Annotated in this window: 21 protein-coding genes and 1 tRNA gene; 14 read left to right on the plus strand and 8 right to left on the minus strand. The window is 52.6% G+C overall.

Features of this window, described 5'->3' with window-relative positions:
- Nucleotides 1-7 precede the first annotated feature (7 nt).
- From N24_RS14840 to N24_RS14850, 3 genes are read left to right on the plus strand one after another with little or no spacing between them, the layout of a single operon-like run.
- A complete protein-coding gene (locus tag N24_RS14840; protein ID WP_096458827.1) occupies nucleotides 8-985 on the plus strand; it encodes an SPFH domain-containing protein in 978 nt (325 codons plus the stop codon).
- Nucleotides 986-989: 4 nt separating this feature from the next.
- The gene (locus N24_RS14845; protein WP_003853492.1) at nucleotides 990-1,184 is read left to right on the plus strand and encodes a hypothetical protein; all 195 of its coding nucleotides are present in this window, start codon (nucleotides 990-992) and stop codon (nucleotides 1,182-1,184) included.
- A complete protein-coding gene (locus N24_RS14850) occupies nucleotides 1,181-1,771 on the plus strand; it encodes a DNA-3-methyladenine glycosylase I (RefSeq protein WP_096458830.1) in 591 nt (196 codons plus the stop codon). The genes N24_RS14845 and N24_RS14850 overlap by 4 nt, the downstream gene beginning before the upstream one ends.
- On the opposite strand, the gene N24_RS14855 is transcribed toward N24_RS14850, so the two are convergent.
- Complete coding sequence (locus N24_RS14855; RefSeq protein ID WP_096458833.1) at nucleotides 1,768-2,928, minus strand: globin domain-containing protein; 1,161 nt, start codon at nucleotides 2,926-2,928, stop codon at nucleotides 1,768-1,770. The two genes, N24_RS14850 and N24_RS14855, sit on opposite strands and share 4 nt — an antisense overlap.
- 306 nt (nucleotides 2,929-3,234) lie before the next feature.
- Here N24_RS14855 and N24_RS14860 point away from each other — a divergent pair, with 306 nt between their 5' ends.
- Both N24_RS14860 and N24_RS14865 read left to right on the plus strand, forming a co-directional pair.
- On the plus strand, nucleotides 3,235-3,840 hold the full coding sequence (locus N24_RS14860; RefSeq protein WP_096458836.1) for a DUF1707 SHOCT-like domain-containing protein: 606 nt from the start codon (nucleotides 3,235-3,237) through the stop codon (nucleotides 3,838-3,840).
- Between the two features lie 174 nt (nucleotides 3,841-4,014).
- Nucleotides 4,015-4,686: an NADPH-dependent F420 reductase gene (locus N24_RS14865; RefSeq protein ID WP_408607597.1), complete on the plus strand. Its 672-nt coding sequence runs from the start codon at nucleotides 4,015-4,017 to the stop codon at nucleotides 4,684-4,686.
- Here N24_RS14865 and N24_RS14870 read toward each other — a convergent pair.
- From N24_RS14870 to N24_RS14880, 3 genes are all read right to left on the minus strand, one after another.
- Nucleotides 4,673-5,542 carry a CAT RNA binding domain-containing protein gene (locus tag N24_RS14870; RefSeq protein ID WP_096458842.1) on the minus strand — a complete coding sequence of 290 codons (870 nt, stop codon included), beginning with the start codon at nucleotides 5,540-5,542 and terminating at the stop codon, nucleotides 4,673-4,675. The genes N24_RS14865 and N24_RS14870 overlap by 14 nt on opposite strands.
- A 24-nt stretch (nucleotides 5,543-5,566) precedes the next feature.
- Entirely contained in the window at nucleotides 5,567-6,976 is a 1,410-nt protein-coding gene (locus N24_RS14875) for a glycoside hydrolase family 1 protein (RefSeq protein ID WP_096458845.1), read from the minus strand.
- A 63-nt stretch (nucleotides 6,977-7,039) separates the two neighbouring features.
- A complete protein-coding gene (locus N24_RS14880) occupies nucleotides 7,040-8,896 on the minus strand; it encodes a beta-glucoside-specific PTS transporter subunit IIABC (protein WP_096458848.1) in 1,857 nt (618 codons plus the stop codon).
- 307 nt (nucleotides 8,897-9,203) lie between these two features.
- Here N24_RS14880 and fepB point away from each other — a divergent pair, with 307 nt between their 5' ends.
- The 6 genes from fepB (at nucleotide 9,204) to N24_RS14910 (ending at nucleotide 16,234) form a co-directional block, all read left to right on the plus strand.
- Nucleotides 9,204-10,229: a Fe2+-enterobactin ABC transporter substrate-binding protein gene (gene fepB / locus N24_RS14885; protein WP_096458851.1), complete on the plus strand. Its 1,026-nt coding sequence runs from the start codon at nucleotides 9,204-9,206 to the stop codon at nucleotides 10,227-10,229.
- 1 nt (nucleotide 10,230) lies between these two features.
- A complete protein-coding gene (locus tag N24_RS14890; protein ID WP_096458854.1) occupies nucleotides 10,231-11,277 on the plus strand; it encodes a FecCD family ABC transporter permease in 1,047 nt (348 codons plus the stop codon).
- Nucleotides 11,274-12,296 carry a FecCD family ABC transporter permease gene (locus N24_RS14895; RefSeq protein WP_096458857.1) on the plus strand — a complete coding sequence of 341 codons (1,023 nt, stop codon included), beginning with the start codon at nucleotides 11,274-11,276 and terminating at the stop codon, nucleotides 12,294-12,296. The genes N24_RS14890 and N24_RS14895 overlap by 4 nt, the downstream gene beginning before the upstream one ends.
- 2 nt (nucleotides 12,297-12,298) lie before the next feature.
- Complete coding sequence (locus tag N24_RS14900) at nucleotides 12,299-13,084, plus strand: ABC transporter ATP-binding protein (protein ID WP_096458860.1); 786 nt, start codon at nucleotides 12,299-12,301, stop codon at nucleotides 13,082-13,084.
- A 102-nt stretch (nucleotides 13,085-13,186) separates the two neighbouring features.
- Nucleotides 13,187-14,500 (plus strand): pyridoxal phosphate-dependent aminotransferase, encoded by a 1,314-nt coding sequence (locus N24_RS14905; RefSeq protein WP_096458863.1) that lies wholly within the window; start codon nucleotides 13,187-13,189, stop codon nucleotides 14,498-14,500.
- A gap of 477 nt (nucleotides 14,501-14,977) precedes the next feature.
- A complete protein-coding gene (locus N24_RS14910; protein ID WP_096458866.1) occupies nucleotides 14,978-16,234 on the plus strand; it encodes a YibE/F family protein in 1,257 nt (418 codons plus the stop codon).
- Here the strand turns inward: N24_RS14910 and N24_RS14915 are convergent.
- Both N24_RS14915 and dcd read right to left on the minus strand, forming a co-directional pair.
- Nucleotides 16,231-17,550 carry a UDP-glucose dehydrogenase family protein gene (locus tag N24_RS14915; RefSeq protein WP_096458869.1) on the minus strand — a complete coding sequence of 440 codons (1,320 nt, stop codon included), beginning with the start codon at nucleotides 17,548-17,550 and terminating at the stop codon, nucleotides 16,231-16,233. The two genes, N24_RS14910 and N24_RS14915, sit on opposite strands and share 4 nt — an antisense overlap.
- A gap of 81 nt (nucleotides 17,551-17,631) precedes the next feature.
- Nucleotides 17,632-18,201, minus strand: a complete 570-nt coding sequence (gene dcd, locus N24_RS14920) for a dCTP deaminase (RefSeq protein WP_096458872.1) — start codon at nucleotides 18,199-18,201, stop codon at nucleotides 17,632-17,634.
- A 151-nt stretch (nucleotides 18,202-18,352) separates the two neighbouring features.
- Here dcd and N24_RS14925 point away from each other — a divergent pair.
- Nucleotides 18,353-18,426 (plus strand) — tRNA-Gly (locus N24_RS14925).
- 452 nt (nucleotides 18,427-18,878) lie between these two features.
- Nucleotides 18,879-19,637, plus strand: coding sequence for an HtaA domain-containing protein (locus tag N24_RS14930; RefSeq protein ID WP_096458875.1), 759 nt, complete (start codon nucleotides 18,879-18,881; stop codon nucleotides 19,635-19,637).
- A 51-nt stretch (nucleotides 19,638-19,688) separates the two neighbouring features.
- On the opposite strand, the gene N24_RS14935 is transcribed toward N24_RS14930, so the two are convergent.
- Both N24_RS14935 and N24_RS14940 read right to left on the minus strand, forming a co-directional pair.
- Entirely contained in the window at nucleotides 19,689-21,380 is a 1,692-nt protein-coding gene (locus N24_RS14935) for a VanW family protein (RefSeq protein WP_096458878.1), read from the minus strand.
- Nucleotides 21,381-21,443: 63 nt separating this feature from the next.
- On the minus strand, nucleotides 21,444-22,610 hold the full coding sequence (locus N24_RS14940) for a glycoside hydrolase family 3 N-terminal domain-containing protein (protein WP_096458881.1): 1,167 nt from the start codon (nucleotides 22,608-22,610) through the stop codon (nucleotides 21,444-21,446).
- 91 nt (nucleotides 22,611-22,701) lie between these two features.
- On the opposite strand from N24_RS14940, the gene N24_RS14945 reads away from it, so the two are divergent.
- Entirely contained in the window at nucleotides 22,702-23,175 is a 474-nt protein-coding gene (locus N24_RS14945; protein WP_096458884.1) for a universal stress protein, read from the plus strand.
- Nucleotides 23,176-23,193 lie beyond the last annotated feature (18 nt).

Raw genomic sequence — 23,193 nt, forward strand, 5'->3', positions numbered from 1 at the left:
CACCACCATGAGCACCATAGAAGAGCGCACTCCTGGAGCTGTCGCCACAGAACCAGTTGGACACGAGGGCGCACGCGTCAGTATTAATGAGAAGAAAGTGTGGTCTTTGGGCGCAGGTCCAGCAGCTTTCGCACTGCTCGCAATGATTGTGCTCATGATTGCCAGTGGAGTTTTCTTCGCTCAATCCATCAACACTTTAGAAAACGATGGCGGTGGAGCACTTGCGGTTACGGGACTGATTGCCAGCATCGTCGTTTTCACTTTTGCATTGGTGGTCACCATAACGTCTGTGAAGGTCGTAAGCCCTGGACATACTCTGACTGTTCAATTCTTTGGACGATACATCGGAACCCTGCGCCGGACTGGATTGTCCTTTGTTCCTCCATTGTCTGTGTCAAAGAAAGTGTCCGTGAGGGTCCGCAACTTTGAAACCAACGAAGCCAAAGTTAATGACTACAACGGCAACCCCATCAACATTGCAGCGATTATCGTGTGGCAGGTAGCCGATACCGCGCAGGCCAGCTTCTCTGTGGAGGATTTCGAAGAGTTCCTACACCAGCAGGCCGAGTCCGCACTTCGTCACGTGGCAACTCAGCATCCTTATGATTCCCCAGTTGATGGCCGTGTTTCCTTGCGTGGCGCCACCGATGAGGTCAGTGAAGAACTCGCAGATGAGGTGGCACAACGTGCAGCTGTTGCAGGTCTTGAAATCGTCGAAGCCCGCATCTCTTCTTTGAGTTACGCACCGGAAATTGCCCAGGCGATGCTGCAGCGCCAGCAGGCTTCCGCGATTGTTGATGCCCGCGAAAAGATCGTCGAGGGCGCTGTCACCATGGTGGAAACCGCACTTGACCAGCTTGAACAACGTGAAATCGTGGATTTGGATCCAGAGCGACGCGCCGCGATGGTCTCTAACCTCCTCGTTGTGTTGTGCTCTGACACCAACGCCCAACCGATGGTCAACGCCGGTAGCCTCTACCAATAAGACAATGGCCCGAAAACAGGTGCCACTGCGCCTTGATCCAGCAGTTTACGACGCAATCGCGAAGTGGGCTGCCGATGAAGCTCGCAGCACTAATGCACAAATTGAAATGATGCTCCGGGAACAATTGCGTAAGGCAGGTCGATTGCCTAAAAATATTGGGGATATCCCCAAACCAGGACGCCCCAAGGAGAACCCATGAGCGCGTTAGTTGTCGGCGAGGACGGCCTCAGCCGCCCGAGTTGGGCTGCACAAGATCCCCTAATGCGCGATTATTACGACACCGAGTGGGGAATGCCGATTCGCGATGAACAGGGATTATTCGAAAGAATCAGCCTGGAAGCTTTTCAATCCGGACTGTCCTGGGCAACCATCTTGCGCAAGCGGGAGAATTTCCGCGCAGCGTTCTCTCAGTTCAATCCAGAATTAGTCGCAAAATTCACCGACGCTGACATCGAACGCCTGTTAAATGACGCCGGCATTGTGCGCAACAAACGTAAAATTTTGGCCACCATCAACAATGCCAAAGCCACCCTTCAATTGCGTGAGAAGGGTGGCTTGGTGGATTTCGTGTGGAGTTTCAAACCTGCCAAAACCCCACAACCGGAAACCCTGGAGGAAATTCCGACTCAATCGCCGGAATCAGTTGCGCTCTCAAAAGCGCTGAAGAAGGAAGGTTTTTCCTTCGTTGGTCCCACCACGATGTTTGCCCTCATGGAGGCGGTAGGGATCGTCGATACCCATTTGGTAGGCAGCCATCGCCGTGGAAGTTCTGGGGTGTGGCTTTAGGAAATCAGCCAGTCGTTTGGTGAGAACAGCTCGAAGTTCACATCGCGTGGCTGCTCTTCCAACGCTTCGATCTGGCCACGGACATTCTTCAAAAACTCCACGCCACCACACAGGTACACCGATGCACCTGATGGAATGCGCCCAGCGACCTCGAGCCACTGGTCATTATCGCGGTAGAAGATTTCAAATGCAGCCTTCGGCAGCTTTTCGACGAGCCCCTGCACTTCCTCCACCTGCGCGTAGGTGGACTCGGACTGGTCTGCGTGCAGCACCACAACGTCACGTTCTGGATTCATTCCAGCAAGCATGCCCACCATTGGGGTGGAGCCAATGCCCTGAGAAATCAACACAACTGGGTTAGTGTCCTTGTTAAGAACCAGGTCACCAGCAGCGATGGTGGCTTCAATCTTGTCACCAACGGATACGCGATCACGCAGGAAGCCGGACACCTCGCCGTTATCCTCAACCGCAATGCGGTATTCGGTCTCGGAGCCGCCGAGCAAGCTGTACTGGCGCAGCTGGCGGGCGCCGTCGTCAAGCTTAACTCCGATGGAGGTGTACTGGCCGGGCTCTGGGGAAACCAGCTCGCCCTGCAGGGTGTACTCCCACACGGTTGCGCTGATCTGCTTCTTTGCAGTGACAGTGACCTCGCGGAAGACGTCGCCTGGCTCGAGATCGTTGGAAGCGTAGAGGCTGTTTTCGAAACCGATCAGGACATTTGCCATAATCCAGTAGACAGCATCCCAGGCTTCTGCAACTGGTGGGGTGACAGTGTCCGCACCGAGGACCTCAACGATTGCTGCGAACAGGTGCTCGTGGACAATGTCGTACTGATCAGCGGTGATGCCAAGCGAAACGTGCTTGTGGCCAATGCGGGACAGCAACTGCACTGGGTCCGGAGCATCTGGATTGACCAACATGGTGGCAAAAGTTGCAATGGATGCTGCCAGAGCCTTTTGCTGATCGCCCTGCTTCTGGTTGCCACGGTTGAAAGTGTTAGCAATCAACTCTGGATGTGCAGCGAACATTTTCTTGTAGAAGATCGGGGTGATTTCATTAATCTTGCTGCCGACCAAAGGAAGTGTTGCTTTGATGACTTCTGCGTGCTCTGCAGAGAGTGCGCTGCGATCAGTAATGGGCTGAGTGGAAACGATCACGGGCGTTGGCCTTTCCGTGCTTCGGGTGATTTGTTTTTCTACGGATTTAATCTAACTAATTAAGGGGGCGGACGCCAACGCGATGCAACTTTAGTATGACTACAATTTTCCGAACCGAACATGATTAAAAACGGCTATTAAAAACGGAAATAACCGGGTTTAATACGGAAATGGGAGTATTTAATACAGTTTCCCCCGCTCCACCCCCGATTATGATGCCGATCACTGTGGATAGGCTATGTACGCTGGCACGATCAGGGAACTCCCGGATTTAAAACAATTTAAAACAATCTAGAATGGGCAATTATGGGCGAACAATTTCCAGGCGATAAAAACATCAGAGTCAGCGACACAGAAAGATCAGCAGCACTAGCAGCACTCGGTCAGTTCTACGCAGAAGGCCGACTCACCATGACAGAAACCGACGATCGCTGCGAAGCCGTCGCCGACGCCAAAACCCGCGGTGACCTCAATGCCATTTTCACTGATCTCCCCAACCAGGAAATCGTCGTCGTTGACCGCCCGGAACAAACCTACACAGCTACTGAAGTCTCCGAACTTCACCGAAAAGGCGCACGCCCACGCGCCGGCATCCTCGGTTTAACCACCGTTATCTCAATTACTGGAACCGCAGCCCTAGCCAGCTCAACAGCCCTGGCACCAATACTTTTAGCTCTAATCCCAATTGTGTTCATCCTGCTCTACGTCATGAAAGTAGGGCCAACCTCTTGGTATGCGCCCACACCGCGTCAACTCCAACGACGACGCATGGCGGAACTGCGTGAAAAAGAAAAACTCCGTGATATGGAACTAAAAGCGCAACGTAAAGAACGCACCCATGCGCTCACCACCAGAGCACTTGATGCTGCCGAAACAGCCTTCAACGCAAAACCCTGGAAGCGGGATAAATAGTGCGTTGGTTAGGATTCACCATTTTTCTCGGGTCGGGGCGAGAAAATGTTGAATTGGCACACTTTTAGGCCTTAAAAACGTGCGGATTCACCATTTTTCTGGACTTGGGGAGAAAAATGTTGAATCCGCACAAACAGCTACAGACTCTGAAATAGTTTCCGCTACAACTTGGTTGTGCAGGATAGGCTAAACAACAAACAATCAAAGGCGGAAAGTTTCATGTCACAGACCAAGCCATCCATTGCCATCCTCGGTGCTGGCCGAGTGGGATCATCACTTGCCAGGTCAGCTGTTGCTGCAGGTTATGACGTGAAGGTTGCTGGTTCAGGTGCTGTAGACAAAATTGCTCTTACCGCAGAAATCCTTATGCCCGGCGCGACTCCTTGCACTGCCGATCGGGCTGTTAAAGATGCAGATATCGTGTTCCTGGCTGTACCTTTACACAAATTCCGAAGTGTTGATCCCGCCACTTTGGAAGGCAAGGTCGTCATCGACACCATGAATCACTGGGTGCCGGTCAATGGCGAGTTGGAAGAAATCGACCAGGATCCGCGCAGTACTTCAGAGATCATCGCAGAGTTTTTCGCAGGGGCTAAAGTGGTGAAGTCCTTCAATCACATTGGTTACCACGAGATTGAACAAGATGCCGGTACTGGACGTGCGATTGCTTACGCCACTGATCATAAGGATGCCGGGGGCGCGGTGGCGGAAATCATCAAGGATTTGGGCTTTGTTCCGCTAAATATTGGTGCCCTGGAAAATGGTCGCATTTTAGAGCCAGGGCAGGCAGCTTTCGGCGCGCATCTTGATAAAGATTCACGCCTTGAGCTGGTTAATCAGAACTAGTTCCCCGATCTTCTGCCAACCTTGCTACGTGGAGTGCGAGGTAGGTTTGTTCGTCTGAGGACAGCTCTGCACCCAACCGGAGGCTCAGGATTTGGCTTAGCCGTTCAGCGCATGCGATGGAATCGGGATGTGAGATCTCCAAACTGTTGCGCAGCACGGACATGCCGTCGTTGAGTTGGCCGTCGTGGTGGACTCGAACAAAGAAGTACCGCATGTGCGTGATAAAGCGGGCGGCGTTGACTGATTGGCGGTCAAGGGTGATGCCAAAAGAGGAGTCGATCACTTCAAAAAGTTGCTCAAAAACACCGGTCATCACATAGGTTTCAGCTAAGTCTTCTGTCCTGAAACCTGCGTTAACCAGGTGCAATGAGATCGCTACAACTTCAGACGGAGGGAGTGGGCTAATCCCTTTTTCCGCCAGCCAGTCATTGGTGCGTTCTAAGATCTCTCCGGCAAGCCTGGTTTCTTCAGGGTAGAGGTGATGAACTTCAGCACTTAAGGGGTTGTGCTTTGAGGTAAGTTCCGGCTCTAATTCATTGCGTTTCACCGCCATTTGCAGGTGATCTGCCAAAGCTACAACCGTGGCACTTCCCACTGGGGAATCAAGTTCAGCTGATACCGACGCAATCAGTTCAGTGGACAGGTCTAGGTACTCCAACGGTACTTCCGCCAGCAGGCTGGCCATATGATCAGCGTCGCGGTTATTTTCTGGAACGAAAACCTGTGTGACCTTCCCCTGATCGACATCTTCACCAGGTTTTTTCTGGAAGCCCACACCCCATCCGGTCAGTACCACCTCGGCACCGTCTTTGATGGCGAGCACAACATTATTGTTGAGCACTCTCAACACTTTCACCGAGGTGACACCTCCCCTTATTTCTTAGGCTTCCAGACTTTCGCCATTGGTGGCGATGACTTCGCGGTACCAATCAAAGGACTTCTTCTTGTAGCGCTTCAAGGTACCTGAGCCATCATCGTTGCGGTCTACATAAATGAAACCATAACGCTTGGACATCTGTGCTGTGGATGCAGAGACCAAATCGATCGGACCCCAGGTGGTGTAACCCAGAAGTTCAACACCGTCTTCGATTGCTTCGCCAACCTGCACGAGGTGATCGTTGAGGTATTTGATGCGGTAGTCGTCGTTTACTGTTGGGCCGGAGGGTCCGTCGATAAGCACGTCCTTTGCTCCTAGTCCGTTTTCGACGATGAACAGTGGTTTCTGCCAGCGCTCCCAATAGTTGTTTAACACGATGCGCAGGCCGATTGGGTCAACTTGCCAACCCCATTCGGACGCCTCGAGGGTGGGGTTGACCACTCCGCCGATAATGTTGCCGCCACCGGTTGTGTAGTTTTCCGGATCGTGAGCTTCGCACACGGACATGTAATAGGAGAAGGAAACGAAATCGACGGTGTTTTTTAGGATCTCGCGGTCTTCATCCGTGATGTCGATGGTGATGCCCTTCTCGCGGAATTCACGCAGCAAATAACCTGGATATTCGCCGCGGACGTGGATATCACCGAATGCGTAATCTTCGTGGGATTTCTGCTGCGCGGTGAGCTGATCGCGTGGGTCCGGGGTAATTCCATAACGAGGAACCGCGATGATCATGCAGCCGATCTGGTTTTGTGGATCGATCTCATGCGCAATTTTGGTTGCCAAGGCACTCGCCACCAATTCGTGGTGAACGGCCTGGTAGAGCTCAGATTCACTCAGCTCAGAGCGAGGTACTTCAATTCCACCTGCGGTAAATGGCATGGCAAGAACCGCATTGATCTCATTGAAGGTTAGCCAGTAGCGGATGCGCCCCTTGTAGCGGTTAAATACTGTGCGCGCATAATGTGCGAAGAAATCAATGAGCTCGCGGCTGCGCCATCCACCGTATTGGCGAGCCAACCCCAGTGGAGTTTCATAATGGCTAAGCGTGACCAGTGGTTCAATGCCGTGTTTTTCTAGTTCATCGAGCACGCGGTCATAAAATGCCAGGCCTTCTTCATTTGGTTCCTGTTCATCACCGTTGGGGAAAATCCTGGACCATGCGATGGAGAAGCGGAAGGTTTTAAAGCCCATCTCTGCAAAAAGCGCGATGTCTTCAACGTAGTTGTTGTAGAAATCAATGGCCTTGAGCTTGAGATTATCGTCAGTTGGGCCTTGCGTTGATGGTTTAATTGCACCACCTGGCATGACATCTTGGATGGATAAGCCTTTGCCGCCTTCGTTGTATGCGCCTTCGATCTGGTTTGCGGCGGTCGCGCCACCCCAGAGGAATCCTTGTGGGAATGAGGTCATTGTGGTTCAAAACTCCTTAAAATGTGTATGGTGTGGTGGGTGCTTTTGGCGCTGAAAAACTTTTTAAGATTCCATACGCATCACCACATCTCCTGCGTCGATATGTCCTTCAACGTCAGTGAATGTCAGACCTTCAAGTTTCTTCGAGTTGGTCACGATCACCGCAGTGGTTGGATCAAAACCAGCTTGTGCAACCGCATCTAGATTGACCTTGGCCAACGGCTGCCCAACTTTCACGTGATCACCCCGCGCAACCATGACATCAAAGCCCTCACCTGCCATTTTGACGGTATCGATACCAACGTGCACTAGCACTTCAATCCCATTATCCCCACGAATGCCATATGCGTGACCAGATTTTTGCACGGCAATCAGCTGGCCTTCCACCGGCGAAACAATCTCACCGCTATCAGGCACGATGCCAAATCCATCGCCCATGGCTCCCGAAGAAAACACCTTGTCCGGAATCTCTGACAGCGGCACGTAGGTGCCACTAACTGCTGCAGCCACGTTTGGGGTTGGGTCGGTTTCTTGCTTATCGACGTTTTGTTCCTTTCGGAACATCACCACAGTGATGACAAATCCCAAGATGAGTGCTGTTGCCGAACCAATCAACTGCGCCACAAAGCTACCAATACTTAATGTTGCAGCAAACGCCATCGCCGAGGGGAAAACAAAGGCATCAAAAGCATTTCCACCAACTGCGATGATGACTCCGCCAATACCACCAGCGATAGCACCTGCATAGAAGGGGTATTTCAGCGGCAAGTTCACACCGTAAATAATTGGCTCGGTGACACCAGCGAAGAAACCAGACAGCACACCGGGGCCAGCAACCTTTTTCATCTCAGCGTCTTTGGATCTGATCCACACCGCTAGGGCCGCACCGACTTGACCGAAAATTGCAGCCATCAGTGGGGCCATCATGTAGCTAAATCCTTGAGTTGCGATGTCATTGATCATCACCGGAACCAATCCCCAGTGCAGACCGAACATAACGAATACCTGCCAGAATGCACCCATGAGACCACCGGCCAACCATGGCACTGTTTCAAAAAGGAACCCAATTCCTGCCGATAATGCGTTAGCTGCTCCGATGGTGACTGGGCCAATGGTAAACAGCACCAATGGAACCATCACCAACACCACAATCAGTGGCGTGAAGAAGTTACGGATTGCGCCAGGCAGCACCTTTTCCAACCAGCGCTGCAGATAACCTGCAACCCACACGGCAACAATGACCGGAATCACCGAAGAGGCATAAGACATCATGGTCAGTGGCAAACCGAGGAATGTTACGCCTTCAGCTCCAACAAGTTCTTCCATGGATGGGTAAAGCAGCGCTGCGACGATAGCGAGCGCAATAAACTGATTAACCTTGAATCGCTTTGCTGCAGTCACTGCGAGGAAGAACGGCAGGAAGTGGAACAGCCCATCAAACATCGCGTTGAAGATAACGTACGTGCTGGACTCGGTATCTAAAACCCCGACGGTAGTGGCCAGTGTGAGACCTGCTTTACCCAAACCAATACCAGCCAAGGCCCACACGATGGGGGAAAACAGCGCAGAAATCAGATCGATGAACTTGTTGAGTAAGTTCTTATCCTCTGATCCACCATCGTCTTCTACTTCTGTGTCACCATCTTTGACACCTTTAGCCCGCATTCCTGGAACATTCATCAGTGCCTGGTACGCCAGTGGAACATCATTGCCGATCACCACTTGGTGCTGTCCACCAGAATTAATGGCAGTGATCACACCACTAATCTTGCTGACTTGGGCGATATCAGCCTTGTCTGAATCTTTGATTTTGAAGCGCAGCCTGGTGGCGCAGTGAGTGACGCTGCGGACATTGTCTGCTCCTCCCAAAGCAGAAACAACATCAGCCACCAAGGGGCCAAAGTCTGTTTTCGTTGCCATCGTTATTGTCCTTGTTCGTGTGAGAAAACTCGTGTGCATCTACCCGAAAACGACAAAAGACCTGAAACGCGAGACGACGTACATCGTCTTGTGTTTCAGGTCTTGCCCCTTGCGGGTTACAATCCTTGGCTTTTCCGTTTACCAGAAAGCATTGCCCACATTATGTATGAGCAAATTAAAGAAAAGCAAGGAACGTGATGCAAGTCACTAAATACCATGCACTTGAATTTGAGGCTTGCCTAACCTTAGGCGTGGCTGGTATTCTACCTGCGTCATTAATTAGGCAAACCTAAACACGGGAGTACGTGTGCGTACATTAACCAAGAAGTTCCTTGCTGCCATCACTGCTGGATCACTCGCTTTAACAGCAGCTGCCTGCTCAAACGATGATTCTGCGACATCAGAATCATCCCCAGCCGCATCTTCCACAGACTCTGCCTCATCTGAAAATTCAGGTGAATGGCCACGCACCATCACTCACGAATTAGGCGAAACTGTGATCGAAGCAAAGCCTGAGCGCATTGCAAACACCGCACTGTCAGTAACCGGAACGTTGCTGGCAATCGATGCCCCCGTGATTGCATCAGCAGCAACCACCCCAAGTGATGTCACCGATGATCAGGGATTTTTCTCCCAGTGGTCTGATGAAGCTGAAGAAGCAGGAGTTGAAGTCCTCTACCCAGGCCTGCAGTTCGATATGGAATCCCTCATCGCTCAGGACCCGGATCTGGTGATTGTGTCTATTTCTGGTGCTGACTCTGTTGCAGATGAATACGAGCAGATCTCCGCACAGTTCCCCACCATCGCAGTGGACTACTCCAAGCAGTCCTGGCAGGATCTCGCAACTGAACTGGGCGAGGCTCTTGGTCTTGAAGAAGAAGCTGAAGCAGCCGTCGATGAGTTCAATTCATACGTTGCAGATGCAGCCACAAAGATCACCGCACCTGAAGGTGGAGTATCAATCATTTCCTACAACGGCCCTGGTGAATCACAAGGTGTTGCCAAGAAGGGTGGATCTCACGGTGAGATCTTCGCAAACTTAGGAATCGATGTTGTAGAAGCACCAGCTGATTTGGACACCTCTGCACAGGCTCGCCAAGACTTCGCGTTTGTTACCTACGAAAACCTCACCCAAGCAGCAACAGGTGATGCGATCTTCATCCTGACCGGCACTGATGAAGATGCAGAAGCTCTTAAGGCAGATGCCACCTTGGCCAACCTTCCTGCAGTTCAAAACGATGCAGTGTACGGCCTTGGTGAAACCTCATTCCGTGTAGATCCATACTCTGGCCGCTTGATCGTCGACACCGTGGTTGACGCTCTGGGCAACTAAAGTGACATTGACTAAAACTAAAACGCCACCTGTATCCGGCAAGGTATCTTTCAGGTGGCGTTTGCCATTGCTTATCGTTCTTGCTTTAGCCATCTTGCCCCTGATGGCTGCGAGTCTTTTTATTGGCTCTCGGATCATTGCGCCTTCAGTTGTCATCGATGGTTTAACTAGTTTTGATCCCACCAACAATGATCACTTGGTGCTCCGAGAGCTAAGAATTCCTCGCACAATCATCGCCGTCGTTGCCGGAGCAGCACTTGGTTTAGCCGGCGCTTTGATGCAATCACTGACCCGAAATGCACTTGCTGAACCTGGCACTTTAGGTGTTAATGCTGGTGCAGCTGCCGGTGTGGTGATTGGTTTGTCATTCTTTTCCACCAGTTCGATCAACATCTATATTTGGTTTGCGTTTATCGGCGCCGGTGTTGCCTCAGTGTTGGTTCATCGTCTGGGGCGATCTGGTGAAACTGGAGTCAATCCGGTGCGTCTTGTTCTTGCTGGTGCCGGATTGTCGATCATGGTTTCCTCCATCACCACGATGTTGGTTTTAAGCTCCACCGATAGAGTGTTTACTGCTCTTCGGGCCTGGGCAACAGGATCGCTCGATGGGCGCGGATGGGAATCACTCCCGGCAGTTAGTGTGTCTTTTCTTATTGGTGCGTTGATCTGCGCGTATCTTTCTGGACCACTTAACTCCGTTACTTTGGGCCAAGATCTGGCCACTTCTTTGGGAGTTAATATCCAGCGCACCTGGTTGCTTACCAATGTGGGAATCTTGATCCTTGCTGGCGGTGCCACCGCTGCGGTTGGCCCCATTGGTTTTGTGGGATTAGCAGCCCCACATATTGCCCGCACATTGGCAGGTCCTGACCATAAATGGCTGCTGCCTTATTCTGCGGTCATTGCCGGGGTGGTTCTTTTAAGCGCAGATATTATCGGCCGAATCATCATCTTCCCCGCTGAAATTGGTGCGGGCATTATGACGGCGTTTATTGGTGCGCCCTTTTTCATCTGGCTTGTTAGAAAAGGAAAGGTCTCGGGACTATGACCATGCGTGTGGCCTTGGGAAGGGTGCAGGTAGGCGTCGAAAAGCGAACTGCTTTTTTGGCACTTTCCCTGCTGCTGGCTGCGGCGGTGCTGGCCGCCTATTCCGTGGCCAGTGGCACCATCAATTACAGCCTTTCTGACGTGCTTTCAGCGCTGGCGCTGCGCGGCGAGGACAAAACTGAGCTGGTGATTTGGAGCATCCGCCTGCCCCGTGCGGTAGCAGCGATTGCCGTCGGAATGGCGCTCGGAGCTGCAGGTTCAGTGTTCCAATCAATATCTAGGAACGCACTTGGCTCGCCCGATGTCATCGGATTTACCACCGGCGCGGCGACCGGCGCGGTGTTGCAAATCGTGCTTTACAACAAAGGTGCCGCAGCAACCGCGCTGTCAGCTGTTATATTCGGCGTGATCACCGCGGTAATTGTTTATCTGCTTTCGCGGAATCGGGGTACCACCGGTGGCTACCGGCTCGTGCTCATCGGCATTGGCGTATCAGCCATGTTATCCGCGCTGAACACATTGCTGCTTGCGTGGGGCGATTTGGATCTAGCGGTGAAAGCTCGCATTTGGCTGTCCGGTTCACTCAACGCACGCGAATGGCAAGACGTATATCCAGCACTGATCGCGCTAATAATCTGCCTGCCGCTGTTGATCTATTACAGCAGGCCTCTCAACATTCTTGAAATGGGTGATGACCAGGCTAAACAATTAGGAATCAATACGGAACAGCTCCGCTTAATCGTCATGGTTCTAGGTGTATTGCTCACCTCTGTTGCCGTGGCTGCAGCCGGGCCCATCGCGTTTATTGCCTTAGCCGCGCCGCAAATTGTTTCCCGCATCACCGCCGCGGCCCGAGTCCAAGTAATATGCTCTGGACTTTTTGGCGCAGTGCTCTTGCTTGCCGCCGACATGATTTCCCGCAACCTGCCCACCAGCTACGCCGTCCCAGTAGGACTTACCACCGGAGTGATCGGCGGCTTCTACCTGCTGTGGATTCTCACCCGACAAAAGGCTGTATAGATATGATTGCACCACTTCAAGCTATTGATTCCACCCTCGGATACAACGGATACACCGTCAGCGAAAACCTCAATGTATCCATCCCAGACCGCTCCTTCACCGTCATTTTAGGGCCCAATGCCTGCGGAAAATCCACTCTCCTGCGCGCACTGTCCAGACTTTTGCAGCCAGAATCAGGACAAATCCTCCTCGACGGCCAAGCAATCTCCACCTTGCCATCACGCGATGTGGCCAAAAGGTTAGGGTTGCTGCCGCAATCATCCATCGCACCAGACGGCATCACCGTCCGAGACCTCGTCTCCCGAGGCCGCTTCCCCCACCAAAAAATGCTGCGCCAATGGTCCACCGAAGATGACCTCGCCATCGACCGCGCGCTTGCCGCCACCGGAGTCACCGACCTAGCAGACCGAAAAGTCGATAGCCTCTCCGGCGGTCAGCGCCAACGCGTCTGGGTCTCGCTTGTGCTCGCCCAAGAAACACCGCTTTTGCTTCTCGACGAACCCACCACCTTTCTTGACATCACCCACCAGCTAGAAATCCTCAACCTGTGCAAAAACCTCCACGCAACAGGTGACTACACCCTGGTCGCAGTCCTCCACGATCTAAACCTTGCCTTCCGCTACGCCTCCCACCTGATCATCATGAAAGACGGTGAAGTAATAGCAGCCGGAGATCCCACAGAAATCGTCACCGCCGGACTGATCGAAGAGGTCTACAACGTCAAATGCCTATGCATCCCAGACCCCGTGAACGGTAAACCAATGATCGTGCCACTAGAAGAGTCTTAAGGAGGCATGGGATTACACCCTTTTTGATCCTTTTTTCGCTAGAACAGCAAAAATTCCCCCAATAGCTTTCAACTACGCACACAAAGTGGCAACATTGAGCGAGTGACTACAGACAAGCGCAAAACCTCCAAGACCACCGACACCGCCAACAAGGCTGTGGGCGCGGATCAGGCGGCGCGTCCCACTCGGCGAACAACTCGCCGCATCTTCGATCAGTCGGAGAAGATGAAGGACGTGCTGTACGAGATCCGTGGCCCGGTGGCCGCGGAGGCGGAACGCATGGAGCTTGATGGACACAACATCTTAAAGCTCAACACCGGCAACCCAGCTGTATTCGGATTCGATGCACCCGACGTGATCATGCGCGACATGATCGCCAACCTTCCAACTTCCCAAGGGTACTCCACCTCAAAAGGCATTATCCCAGCCCGACGAGCAGTGGTAACCCGCTACGAAGTTGTGCCCGGATTCCCCCACTTCGATGTTGATGATGTGTTCTTAGGCAACGGTGTCTCAGAACTCATCACCATGACCACCCAAGCACTCCTCAACGACGGCGATGAAGTTCTCATTCCCGCACCGGACTATCCACTGTGGACTGCCGCAACATCACTTGCTGGTGGAAAACCCGTGCACTACCTCTGTGATGAGGAAGATGACTGGAACCCCTCCATCGAAGACATCAAATCCAAAGTCTCCGAAAAAACCAAAGCTATTGTGGTGATCAACCCCAACAACCCCACGGGAGCTGTCTACCCGCGCCGGGTGTTGGAACAAATCGTCGAGATTGCACGCGAGCACGACCTGCTAATTCTTGCCGATGAAATCTACGACCGCATTCTCTACGATGATGCCGAGCACATCAGCCTGGCAACTCTCGCACCAGACCTCCTAACCATCACCTACAACGGACTATCCAAGGCATACCGAGTCGCCGGATACCGAGCCGGATGGATGGTACTGACCGGACCAAAGCAGTACGCACGTGGATTCATTGAAGGCCTCGAACTGCTTGCCGGTACCCGCCTCTGCCCAAATGTCCCAGCTCAACACGCTATTCAGGTAGCCCTCGGTGGACGCCAATCCATCTACGACCTCACTGGCGAACACGGCCGTTTACTAGAACAGCGCAACATGGCGTGGACGAAACTCAATGAGATTCCAGGCGTGAGCTGCGTGAAACCAATGGGAGCTTTGTACGCATTCCCCAAGCTGGATCCCAATGTGTACGAAATCCACGACGACACCCAACTGATGCTCGATCTTCTTCGCGCAGAAAAGATCCTCATGGTTCAGGGCACTGGCTTCAACTGGCCACACCACGATCACTTCCGGGTGGTCACCCTGCCATGGGCATCCCAGTTGGAAAACGCAATCGAGCGTCTAGGTAACTTCCTGTCCACGTACAAGCAGTAGCGGTTGTTAGGATTCACCATTTTCTGGCCGGTGGGTTTTGGAAATGGTGAATTGGCACGCTTTTGGGGGTCGAAAAGCGTGAGGATTCACCATTTTTTAGCTAGTAGGGCCGGAAAATGGTGAATCGGCACCCAGACGCGGACAGAATGCAAAAATTCGTTCGATTCCTGTGGTACGGCCACAGGTTTGTGGTGGATTTTGAGGTCGGACCTCACGGATGTGGTGAAAATTTGATCAGCAAACATCCAGGTTTCACATCTATCCCATTAACCCCAAATGTAACACCCTCTAGGAGCCCCTCTAAGCGCCTAACTTCTCTGAAACAGGGCAATAGTCCATCCCGCAAACTCAACCCCTTAAAACGGCGATACCGAACACTTCTTAAATACCCACTGGCCCCTATTCTGGGTTAGGCTTCACTGGGTAAAAGTGCCTGTCCTGCGCATCGAAAGAGCATGGCAACAGCAAGGAGACACCGTGGGAAAACATGCAGTGGAATCGTCGGAAACAAAGAAGTCGCCGTGGCGCATTGGTTTGCTGACGTTTTTGATTTCTTCTGTTGTCGTGACACTTGTGGGCATGGTGATGCTGTGGCCGGATTCTGATGATGTGGTGTTGGCGGAGAACTTTTCGCAGACTTTCGCCGGGAACCATGATCAGGTGGATGGAACGATCACGCTTGTTGATAATTCTGCATGCAATTCTCCTGATACTGGGCGTGTTTTTGCGGATAGCCCCTCGATTTCTTCGGAACCTGCCGCTTTGGAATGTGTGCGTGCAATTGTCGATATCACCTCCGGCGTTAATGAAGGACAGAAAACTCAGCTGGTGAATTATTCGCAACCAGGAGATCCCGAGTTCTCTGCGGGTGACAAGATCCGCATGGTGGAAACACCAGATTCTGATGGTCAAGTCATTTACACCTTCGCTGATTATCAGCGCGGCACAGCATTGATTATTTGGGGTGTGATCCTTGTCGTGGCGATGGGTGCTTTCGCAGCGTGGCGAGGTGTGCGTGCGCTCGTTGGCCTGGTGGTGACCTTGGGAATCGTGGGTGTTTTCTTGCTGCCAGGTTTGGCTAGTGGTCATGATGCCATGTGGTTAGCGCTGGTGTGTGGTGCAATTATTTTGTTGATTGTGGTGCCGATGGTGCATGGCATTAACTGGAAATCAGCGGCGGCGTTGGCGGGAACGTTGGTGGCGTTGTTGTTGTCGGCGGTGTTGTCGTGGGCAACGATTGTGACTACTAATTTGCGCGGTTTGGGTGATGAGAACCATCTGAAAATCATCAATTATTTGCCGGAGGTGTCGATCTCTGGGTTGCTGTTGGCGTCGTTTATCATCGGCACCTTGGGTGTGCTCAATGATGTGACGATCTCGCAGGCATCGACTATCAATGAGCTTGCGGAAATCGATGATGATGCCACCCCGTGGAGGTTGTTTACCGGCGCGATGTCTGTTGGCCGCGACCACATTTCCTCGATGATTTACACCCTCGTGTTGGGGTACACCGGCGCAGCGTTGCCACTGTTGCTGTTGCTGTCGTTGGCGGAGCGCCCCTTGATTCAGACTCTGACCAGCGATGTTATGGCTGGTGAGCTGCTGCGTTCCGGCGTTGGTGCGCTCACATTGACGCTCGCTGTGCCGATCACCACGCTGATTGCCGCATGGACGGTGCCAGGCGATGAGCCAACCCCCGATGATGGCAAGCCCCGCCTGGTTCACCGCCACTAAAGGTTGCGGCCGAGCGCTTCCATTTCCCAGCCAGCGGACTTCCACTTGGCGACATCAAGGACGTTGCGGCCATCAATGATAGAACGCTTTTCGACGAGCCCTCCCGCCACTTCCGGGTCAAGGTCACGGAATTCTTGCCATTCGGTGGCAAGAACGACGAGGTGGGCGTCGATAAGCGCCTCTTTGGTGCTGGAGGCATAGCTGAGCGTCGGGAAGACGCGGCGCGCGTTGTCCATGGCTTCCGGGTCGTAGACCGAGACCGCTGCGCCCTGGAGCGACAGCGAGCCAGCGACCGACAGCGCCGGGGAATCGCGGACATCGTCCGAGTTGGGTTTGAATGCGGCGCCGAGCACCGTAACCCGCTTGCCCAGCAGCGAACCGCCACACATCTCTTTGGCCAGTTGCACCACGCGGTCGCGACGACGCATGTTGATGGAATCGACCTCGCGCAAGAACGTTAATGCCTGGTCAGCACCCAATTCGCCGGCGCGTGCCATGAAAGCGCGGATATCTTTAGGCAAACAACCGCCACCGAAACCTAAGCCCGCGCCCAAAAACTTCCGACCGATGCGATCATCGTGGCCGATGGCATCTGCAAGCGCAACCACATCCGCGCCGGTTTGCTCACAGATTTCTGCAACCGCATTGATGAAGGAAATCTTGGTGGCCAAAAACGCATTCGCTGAAACTTTCACCAGCTCAGCGGTGGCCAGGTCAGTGACCAAAAACGGCGTATCAGCAGCAATCGCGGTTGCGTAAATCTCCCGAGCGATCGCCTCTGCTGTCGATCCCTCACGCACACCCACCACGATGCGATCCGGCGTGATGGTATCTTTCACCGCATAACCCTCACGCAAAAACTCCGGATTCCACGCAATCTCCACGTGCGAGCCCGGCTGCGCCAAAGAATCCGCCAGCTCCTGCAACTGCGCCGCTGTGCCAACCGGAACCGTGGACTTACCCAAAATTAAGTGATCGCCCTCAAGCAACGGCACCAAATTTTCAATAACCGCGCGGACATACGTTAGATCAGCAGCAAAAGAACCCCTCTGCTGCGGAGTACCCACGCCCAAGAAATGCACCTGGGCAAAATTAGCTGCTCCTGCATAATCGGTAGTGAAATTCAGCCGACCATTATCCAGATTGCGTTCCAAAACCTCCGGCAAACCGGGCTCATAAAAAGGAACTTTGCCGTCCTTCAACGACGCAATTTTGGCCTCATCGACATCAACACCTAATACCTCATGGCCAAGCTCAGCCATACAAGCTGCGTGAGTAGCACCAAGGTATCCCGTACCAATTACTGTCATCCGCATGTAGGGAAAGTCCTTTCACAAAAGAGTGGATCCGGGGATTATCTCAACACGTTTTGTTGCAACCCGCGACCGGAGAGGAAATCACTCATTAGGAAAGTTCAAATATGCCTTCGACGGAGTAGGTCCGCGTTGCCCTTGGTACTTCGAACCAAGCTTGCCGGAACCATAAGGAGTTTCAGCTGGAGAGCTCATCTGGAACAACGCCAACTGGCCAACCTTCATCCCAGGCCACAACGTGATGGGCAGGTTTGCCACATTGGACAGCTCCAAGGTGATGTAGCCACTAAAACCAGGATCGATGAAACCAGCAGTGGAATGTGTCAGCAGACCCAGGCGCCCAAGGGAGGATTTACCTTCCAAACGGCCAGCCAAATGGGATGGCAATGTGAACTTTTCCAACGTCGATGCCAACACGAACTCGCCTGGGTGCAGCACAAACGCATCGCCATCTTCAACCTCGACGAGGCTGGTCAGCTCATCCTGGTTAAGCTTTGGGTCGATGTGGGTGTACTTGGAGTTATTGAAAACTCGGAAGTAGCGGTCCATGCGGACATCGACGCTCGACGGTTGAATGAGCTCAGGATCAAAAGGCTCAATTCCCAGGTCGCCTGCATTGATTGATTTACGGATGTCACGATCTGAAAGAAGCACGTCAACCAGTGTAGCGTCCGGTGCCTAGGGCTGGACCACTGGTTGCTGCTGGTTGCTGCGACCTGGATTTGACTGCGCAGTTTTGGAGGGTCAATGCGAGTCGCCATTTTTTATACTGATAGCCTTATCTCTAGCTTTTTTGAAAGGCCCTGCCGGTGTAGTTCAATGGTAGAACTCCTGCTTCCCAAGCAGGCGGCGCGGGTTCGATTCCCGTCACCGGCTCCACGTAAACAACTCTTTCCAACGCTAAATTGTGCGTTGAATATGCGCAGACTCTTGCGACTTGCGGTTTCATATCCGCCACGGGGACGTAAATTGCCAAAGCACTTAGAAGTGCAGACAACCTTCTGCATTTTCAGGCGACCCTAGTCAGACCCCTATATATCCGCACCCCCTTAAGTTATCTTCCATATCCTCAAAATAAGCCTCCTTTTATGAACACTGGAGCGCTAAGTGACACCACTTCCCTAAAACCCCATGACGTAAGGTGCCCTCAGTTTTATGTACGGCTAAATAATCCTGGGGTTGATGTCGACCAATTTTTACACCGCCCTTTGGTTAACCCCGGAAGACTTTTAAGGCAAGACTAAATTAGGTAAACCTTAAGTGTTCAATTTGAAGTTTCTTCAATTGTTTTTTCGACATCCGTCCCGTTCTCACATTCGGAGTTTTCTCACATGTCTCAAAAGTTTTCCCGCAGGGCTATTGCAGCACTGACCGCAGCTGCAATCTCCACCTCTGCGTTCACCGCTGTTGCTCCAGCTGCACTTGCAGCCCCAATTGCAGCTGTTGCTACCACCGATGATGTCGCCGTTGTTACCGCAGAGAACTCCCTCGACTGGGGCTTCAAGGCTTCTTGGCGCAACTATGTCACCGGCCCTTGGACCGCTGGCACCGTTGACGCAACCGAAGGCGCAACCGTTAACGAAGACGGCACCTACAACTTCACCCTCGGATCTGGTTCTACCTACGATGCTGATTCCGAGCAGGGACAGCTGAACTACGAAGGCACTGTTCGCTTCGCAAGCGCACTCCACGGCTTCGACATCACCTTGGCTAACCCACAGATCATTGTTGACGGCGCAACCGCCACTTTGACTGCCGAGCTTTCTGATAGCGCCGCCCCAGAAGACACCGCTACCTCCCGCGTAGAGGTTGCAGAGTTCTCCCTCGCAGCTCCTGAGGTTGTGGAAACTAAGACCGCTTTCTCCTACACCTGGACTGAAGCTACCGGTACTTTCCTCGAGACCCTGCAGCCAGCAGAGCTTAGCCGCTATGCAGGTCAAGAAACCGATGCTTTGAGCTTCTCCATCACCGTGGACAAAGAAAAAGAAGTCGTTACTGGTTCCTCCCCTAGCTTCCTTACCTCCATCTTGAACTTCCTTCAGCAGCTTGCTAGCCCACTGCTGAAGCTCTTCGGATCACTTTCTTCCTAAGAGCTATAAGTAATGCCCCGCCAGCTATCTGGCGGGGCATTCTTGTTTTCTTTAGGAACAGACCACGTTTGGTGAAGGATCGTACACGGTTGTGATGGTTTCCCTGGTGATCTCATTTCCGTAGAGATCGCTGATGATGCGGGTATCTGAGGTGGTAAACCCAGGCGCACCGGTTGATGGCACACAATCTGAACCTGATACTCGAACTGTATTGGGTTGGGTGGTTGCCCAGCGGCCGTTGTTGATGGATTCCACGGAGGTAGTATCAACGCCCATGATGCGCACGGTGACGTTTGAATCGTCGGCAAAGGTGCTGATCATGACTGGATATGGTGAGTTATTGCGGAACTGAAGATCGATGGCGCCGTCGAAAATGGTTGCTTCACGTCCTGCTGGGTAGCGGGAGATGTAATAGCTATGCGGGGTGTGAGTGATATCTTCCAAGCCTGCGAAGTAGTACGCGTTATACAAGGTGGTGGCGAATTGGCTAATGCCACCGCCGACCGCGGTGTCGGATCGGCCATTGAGAATAATGCCGGAATCCACAAAGCCTTGAGCACTGCCACGAGGGCCCGTGTAGTTGTTCAGAGAGAAAGTATCGCCCGGTGAAACTACAGCCCCGTTTACCATTTGTGCAGTGAGTCGGATGTTTATACCAGAGGCTGCAGAAAAACCTCCGGTGGTGAACTCACCCATAACTTCATTAAAAGTGGCGTTTTGAGCATCAGTAGCGGTGAATGTTGCTGGGGTGTCTTCATAGATGGCATCGATGGTGCGTGGACCATCACCAGTTAAGTTGTTGGGAAGATCAGCAAGGGTTTGTTCCCAATTGATTTCATGTCCGCTAACTTCTGGGGTGACCACTTTGGAACCAGAGGAGAAACTGATCTGGGCGTTGGTTGGCTCAGTTTCAGTTTCGGCAAGTCCTTCCGACAGGATGTCGGTTGCTACCTCGGCGTTGACATCTACTCGGATGGTGCCGTTTTCTTCGGGGAAGGTGACCACTTCACCCATTCGCTCGACGGGGATCACGCCTTCTACATCGTTATCGCCACGCACGGTGAAAGGCCCAGATACTGCCGTTTCACCAGCACCGTTAGCTAAATCATCGATGGTGTCCTGGCTAATTGCTGCGGGTACAACATCTGGCTCGACTTCTACGCCGTCGGGGTTGAGCCAGTTTTCGGTGATTGCTTGTTCTAAGACTGTGCGATCCACGGCTTGGCCGTCAATGGTGTCGTTGACAACAAGGTTGCCGGCGTCGATAAGCAAGCTTCCTGAGACTGGATCCCGGTAAAGCTCACCCACCATGCGGTCTAAGGTGGGGCCGAAGATTGCGGGGTCGACGGTGCTCACGATGGGTGCTTCTGATTCTTTAAACAGCGCGACAAAGCGGGTGATGGGATTCCACGATTGCTTGCCGGTGCCTTCGATGGTGGCATCCCAATCAATGCCAATTCCGGAGGCAATGGGATCAAAGCTTGTGTTTTGCTCACCCGCTGTCACGGTCACGGGTTGCACCACGTCATCGGCTAGTTCTGTTTCCAATTTTGTGCGGGCTTCTGTCGCACTGAGGTTAGAAATACTGACTCCGCCAACACTTGTACCACGCGGGATGTTGTCCTTGTTGAGGAAAACATCAACCGCATATACACCTGCAAAAATGGCAAACAGACCAACAAGAACCCCAATCAGGATCCCTTTGGTCCGTTTCTTTGCCGAATTTTTCCCAGAGTTCTTCACTATTAAAAGGCTAGTTGCACGAATGCAAAAATCCTACTCAAAAGGTGCTACCGGACGTGAACTTCACTTTTGTTCGAGGCGTGTGAGGTAGAGCAATTGAATCCTTAAAGCCGATTCCAGCATCTGTTCTTGTGGATATTCACCGCTGGTTACTGCTGCATCGACAAGATCAATGGCAGAGCTTAAGGAGGCGTAATCAATCCACAAGGCTTGGTCTGCCCCTGCTTTCAAGGCAGCAAGGACTGCTTCTGCTGGGGAATGTGTGGCAGAAATAGAGCTCATGCCGGAGAGATCATCGGTGTAGATGACTCCATCAAAAGGCACTCCACCTGGATAATCACCACTTCTAAGCAGTTGGTAAGTTGCCGGATCAAGGGAGGAAGGAACACCATCGGTGCCCAGACCTGGAACGATCATATGGCCAACCATGACAGCACCGTCAGTTTCAGAAAGTGCTTGGCCGTAAGGGATGAGGTCGTAGGTTTTCAGCTCATCAAGTGATGGCGTCACCACATCTTGAGTATGGGAATCGCCACTAGCACGACCGTGACCTGGGAAATGTTTAAATACTGGAGTTATCCCTACTTGGCTTAAGCCCTTGGCAAAGGCAGTGGCATAGGTAGCTGCAACTGCTGGGTCGTTGGAAAAGGAGCGATCGCCAACGACGGGGAGACCCCAGGCATCGACATCTACGACAGGTGCAAAGTTAACTGTCACTCCGTGTGCAGCTAAACCTGTACCTAGGATCTCTGCGAGATCTTCTACTTGTTCCGGAGTCATGGTTTGCGCCATCACTCGAGGTGAGGGGAAGTCACCCAAGATATTGGTAGCTCGTTGTACTCGGCCACCCTCAAAATCGATGCTTACGGAGAAATCCCGACCGACTACTTCACGCAGTGCTTCAATATTCCGACCAGGTTCTGTCAGGAGATTTTCATCCGTCCACGAACCAATGAAAATTCCACCCACTCCCTGGTTGAGAGCATCTAACGCTTGATCATAATTTGCCACACCAACCATCATCAGCGACGCGACTTGCTCGCGTTGCTGATCTGGGATCTGTGCGCGCGCTAAGTCCCGCGCACTAGGTGCAGGTGTAGCCGACTGCGAAGGTGCGGGAGGGGTGGAGGTAGGCGTCGACAAGCTGCTTGAATCTTTTTCTGAACAGCCTGTTAGGAGCACACCGGCCACTGCGACGGTTGCTGCTACAGATTTCAATCGCTTCCACACTGCTCTAACTATAGGAAAAGACGGTGGGAAAGCTTTAATCGTCGGTAGGCTTGAAGCCAAGTACTCACCGATTAATCGCAGGGAGCTTTCGATGACTGACAAAACTATGCTGGTTGCTTTTGATGGATCACCGGAATCCCGGCGCGCTTTGGAATACGCCGCGCAATTATTGCAACCTCGAAAAGTTGAGATTTTAACAGCGTGGGAGCCTTTGCACAGGCAGGCCGCTCGCGCGATGGAGCTCAGCACCTTGGGCGTGGATCCAGAAGACCCTGCACAATCCGCGGCTTTGGAAACCTGCCGGGAGGGAGTGGAATTAGCGCAGTCGTTGGGTTTGGAAGCACGCGCGCACATGGTGGAATCTGCCACTGCCATCTGGAGTGCGATTGTTGATGCCGCTGATGAGCTTCGCCCCGACGTCATTGTTACTGGTACGCGCGGTATTGCAGGATGGAAATCACTATGGCAATCCTCCACGGCTGACAGCGTGCTCCACCACGCTGATGTGCCAGTTTTTGTGGTTCCACCGCTGAATGAAACTGAAGAAGATGAAACCAAGGAGTAAAAACTGGTAGTCTCTTCC

Origin of the sequence: Corynebacterium suranareeae, from assembly GCF_002355155.1 — a bacterium.
GTDB classification, from domain to species: Bacteria; Actinomycetota; Actinomycetes; order Mycobacteriales; family Mycobacteriaceae; genus Corynebacterium; species Corynebacterium suranareeae.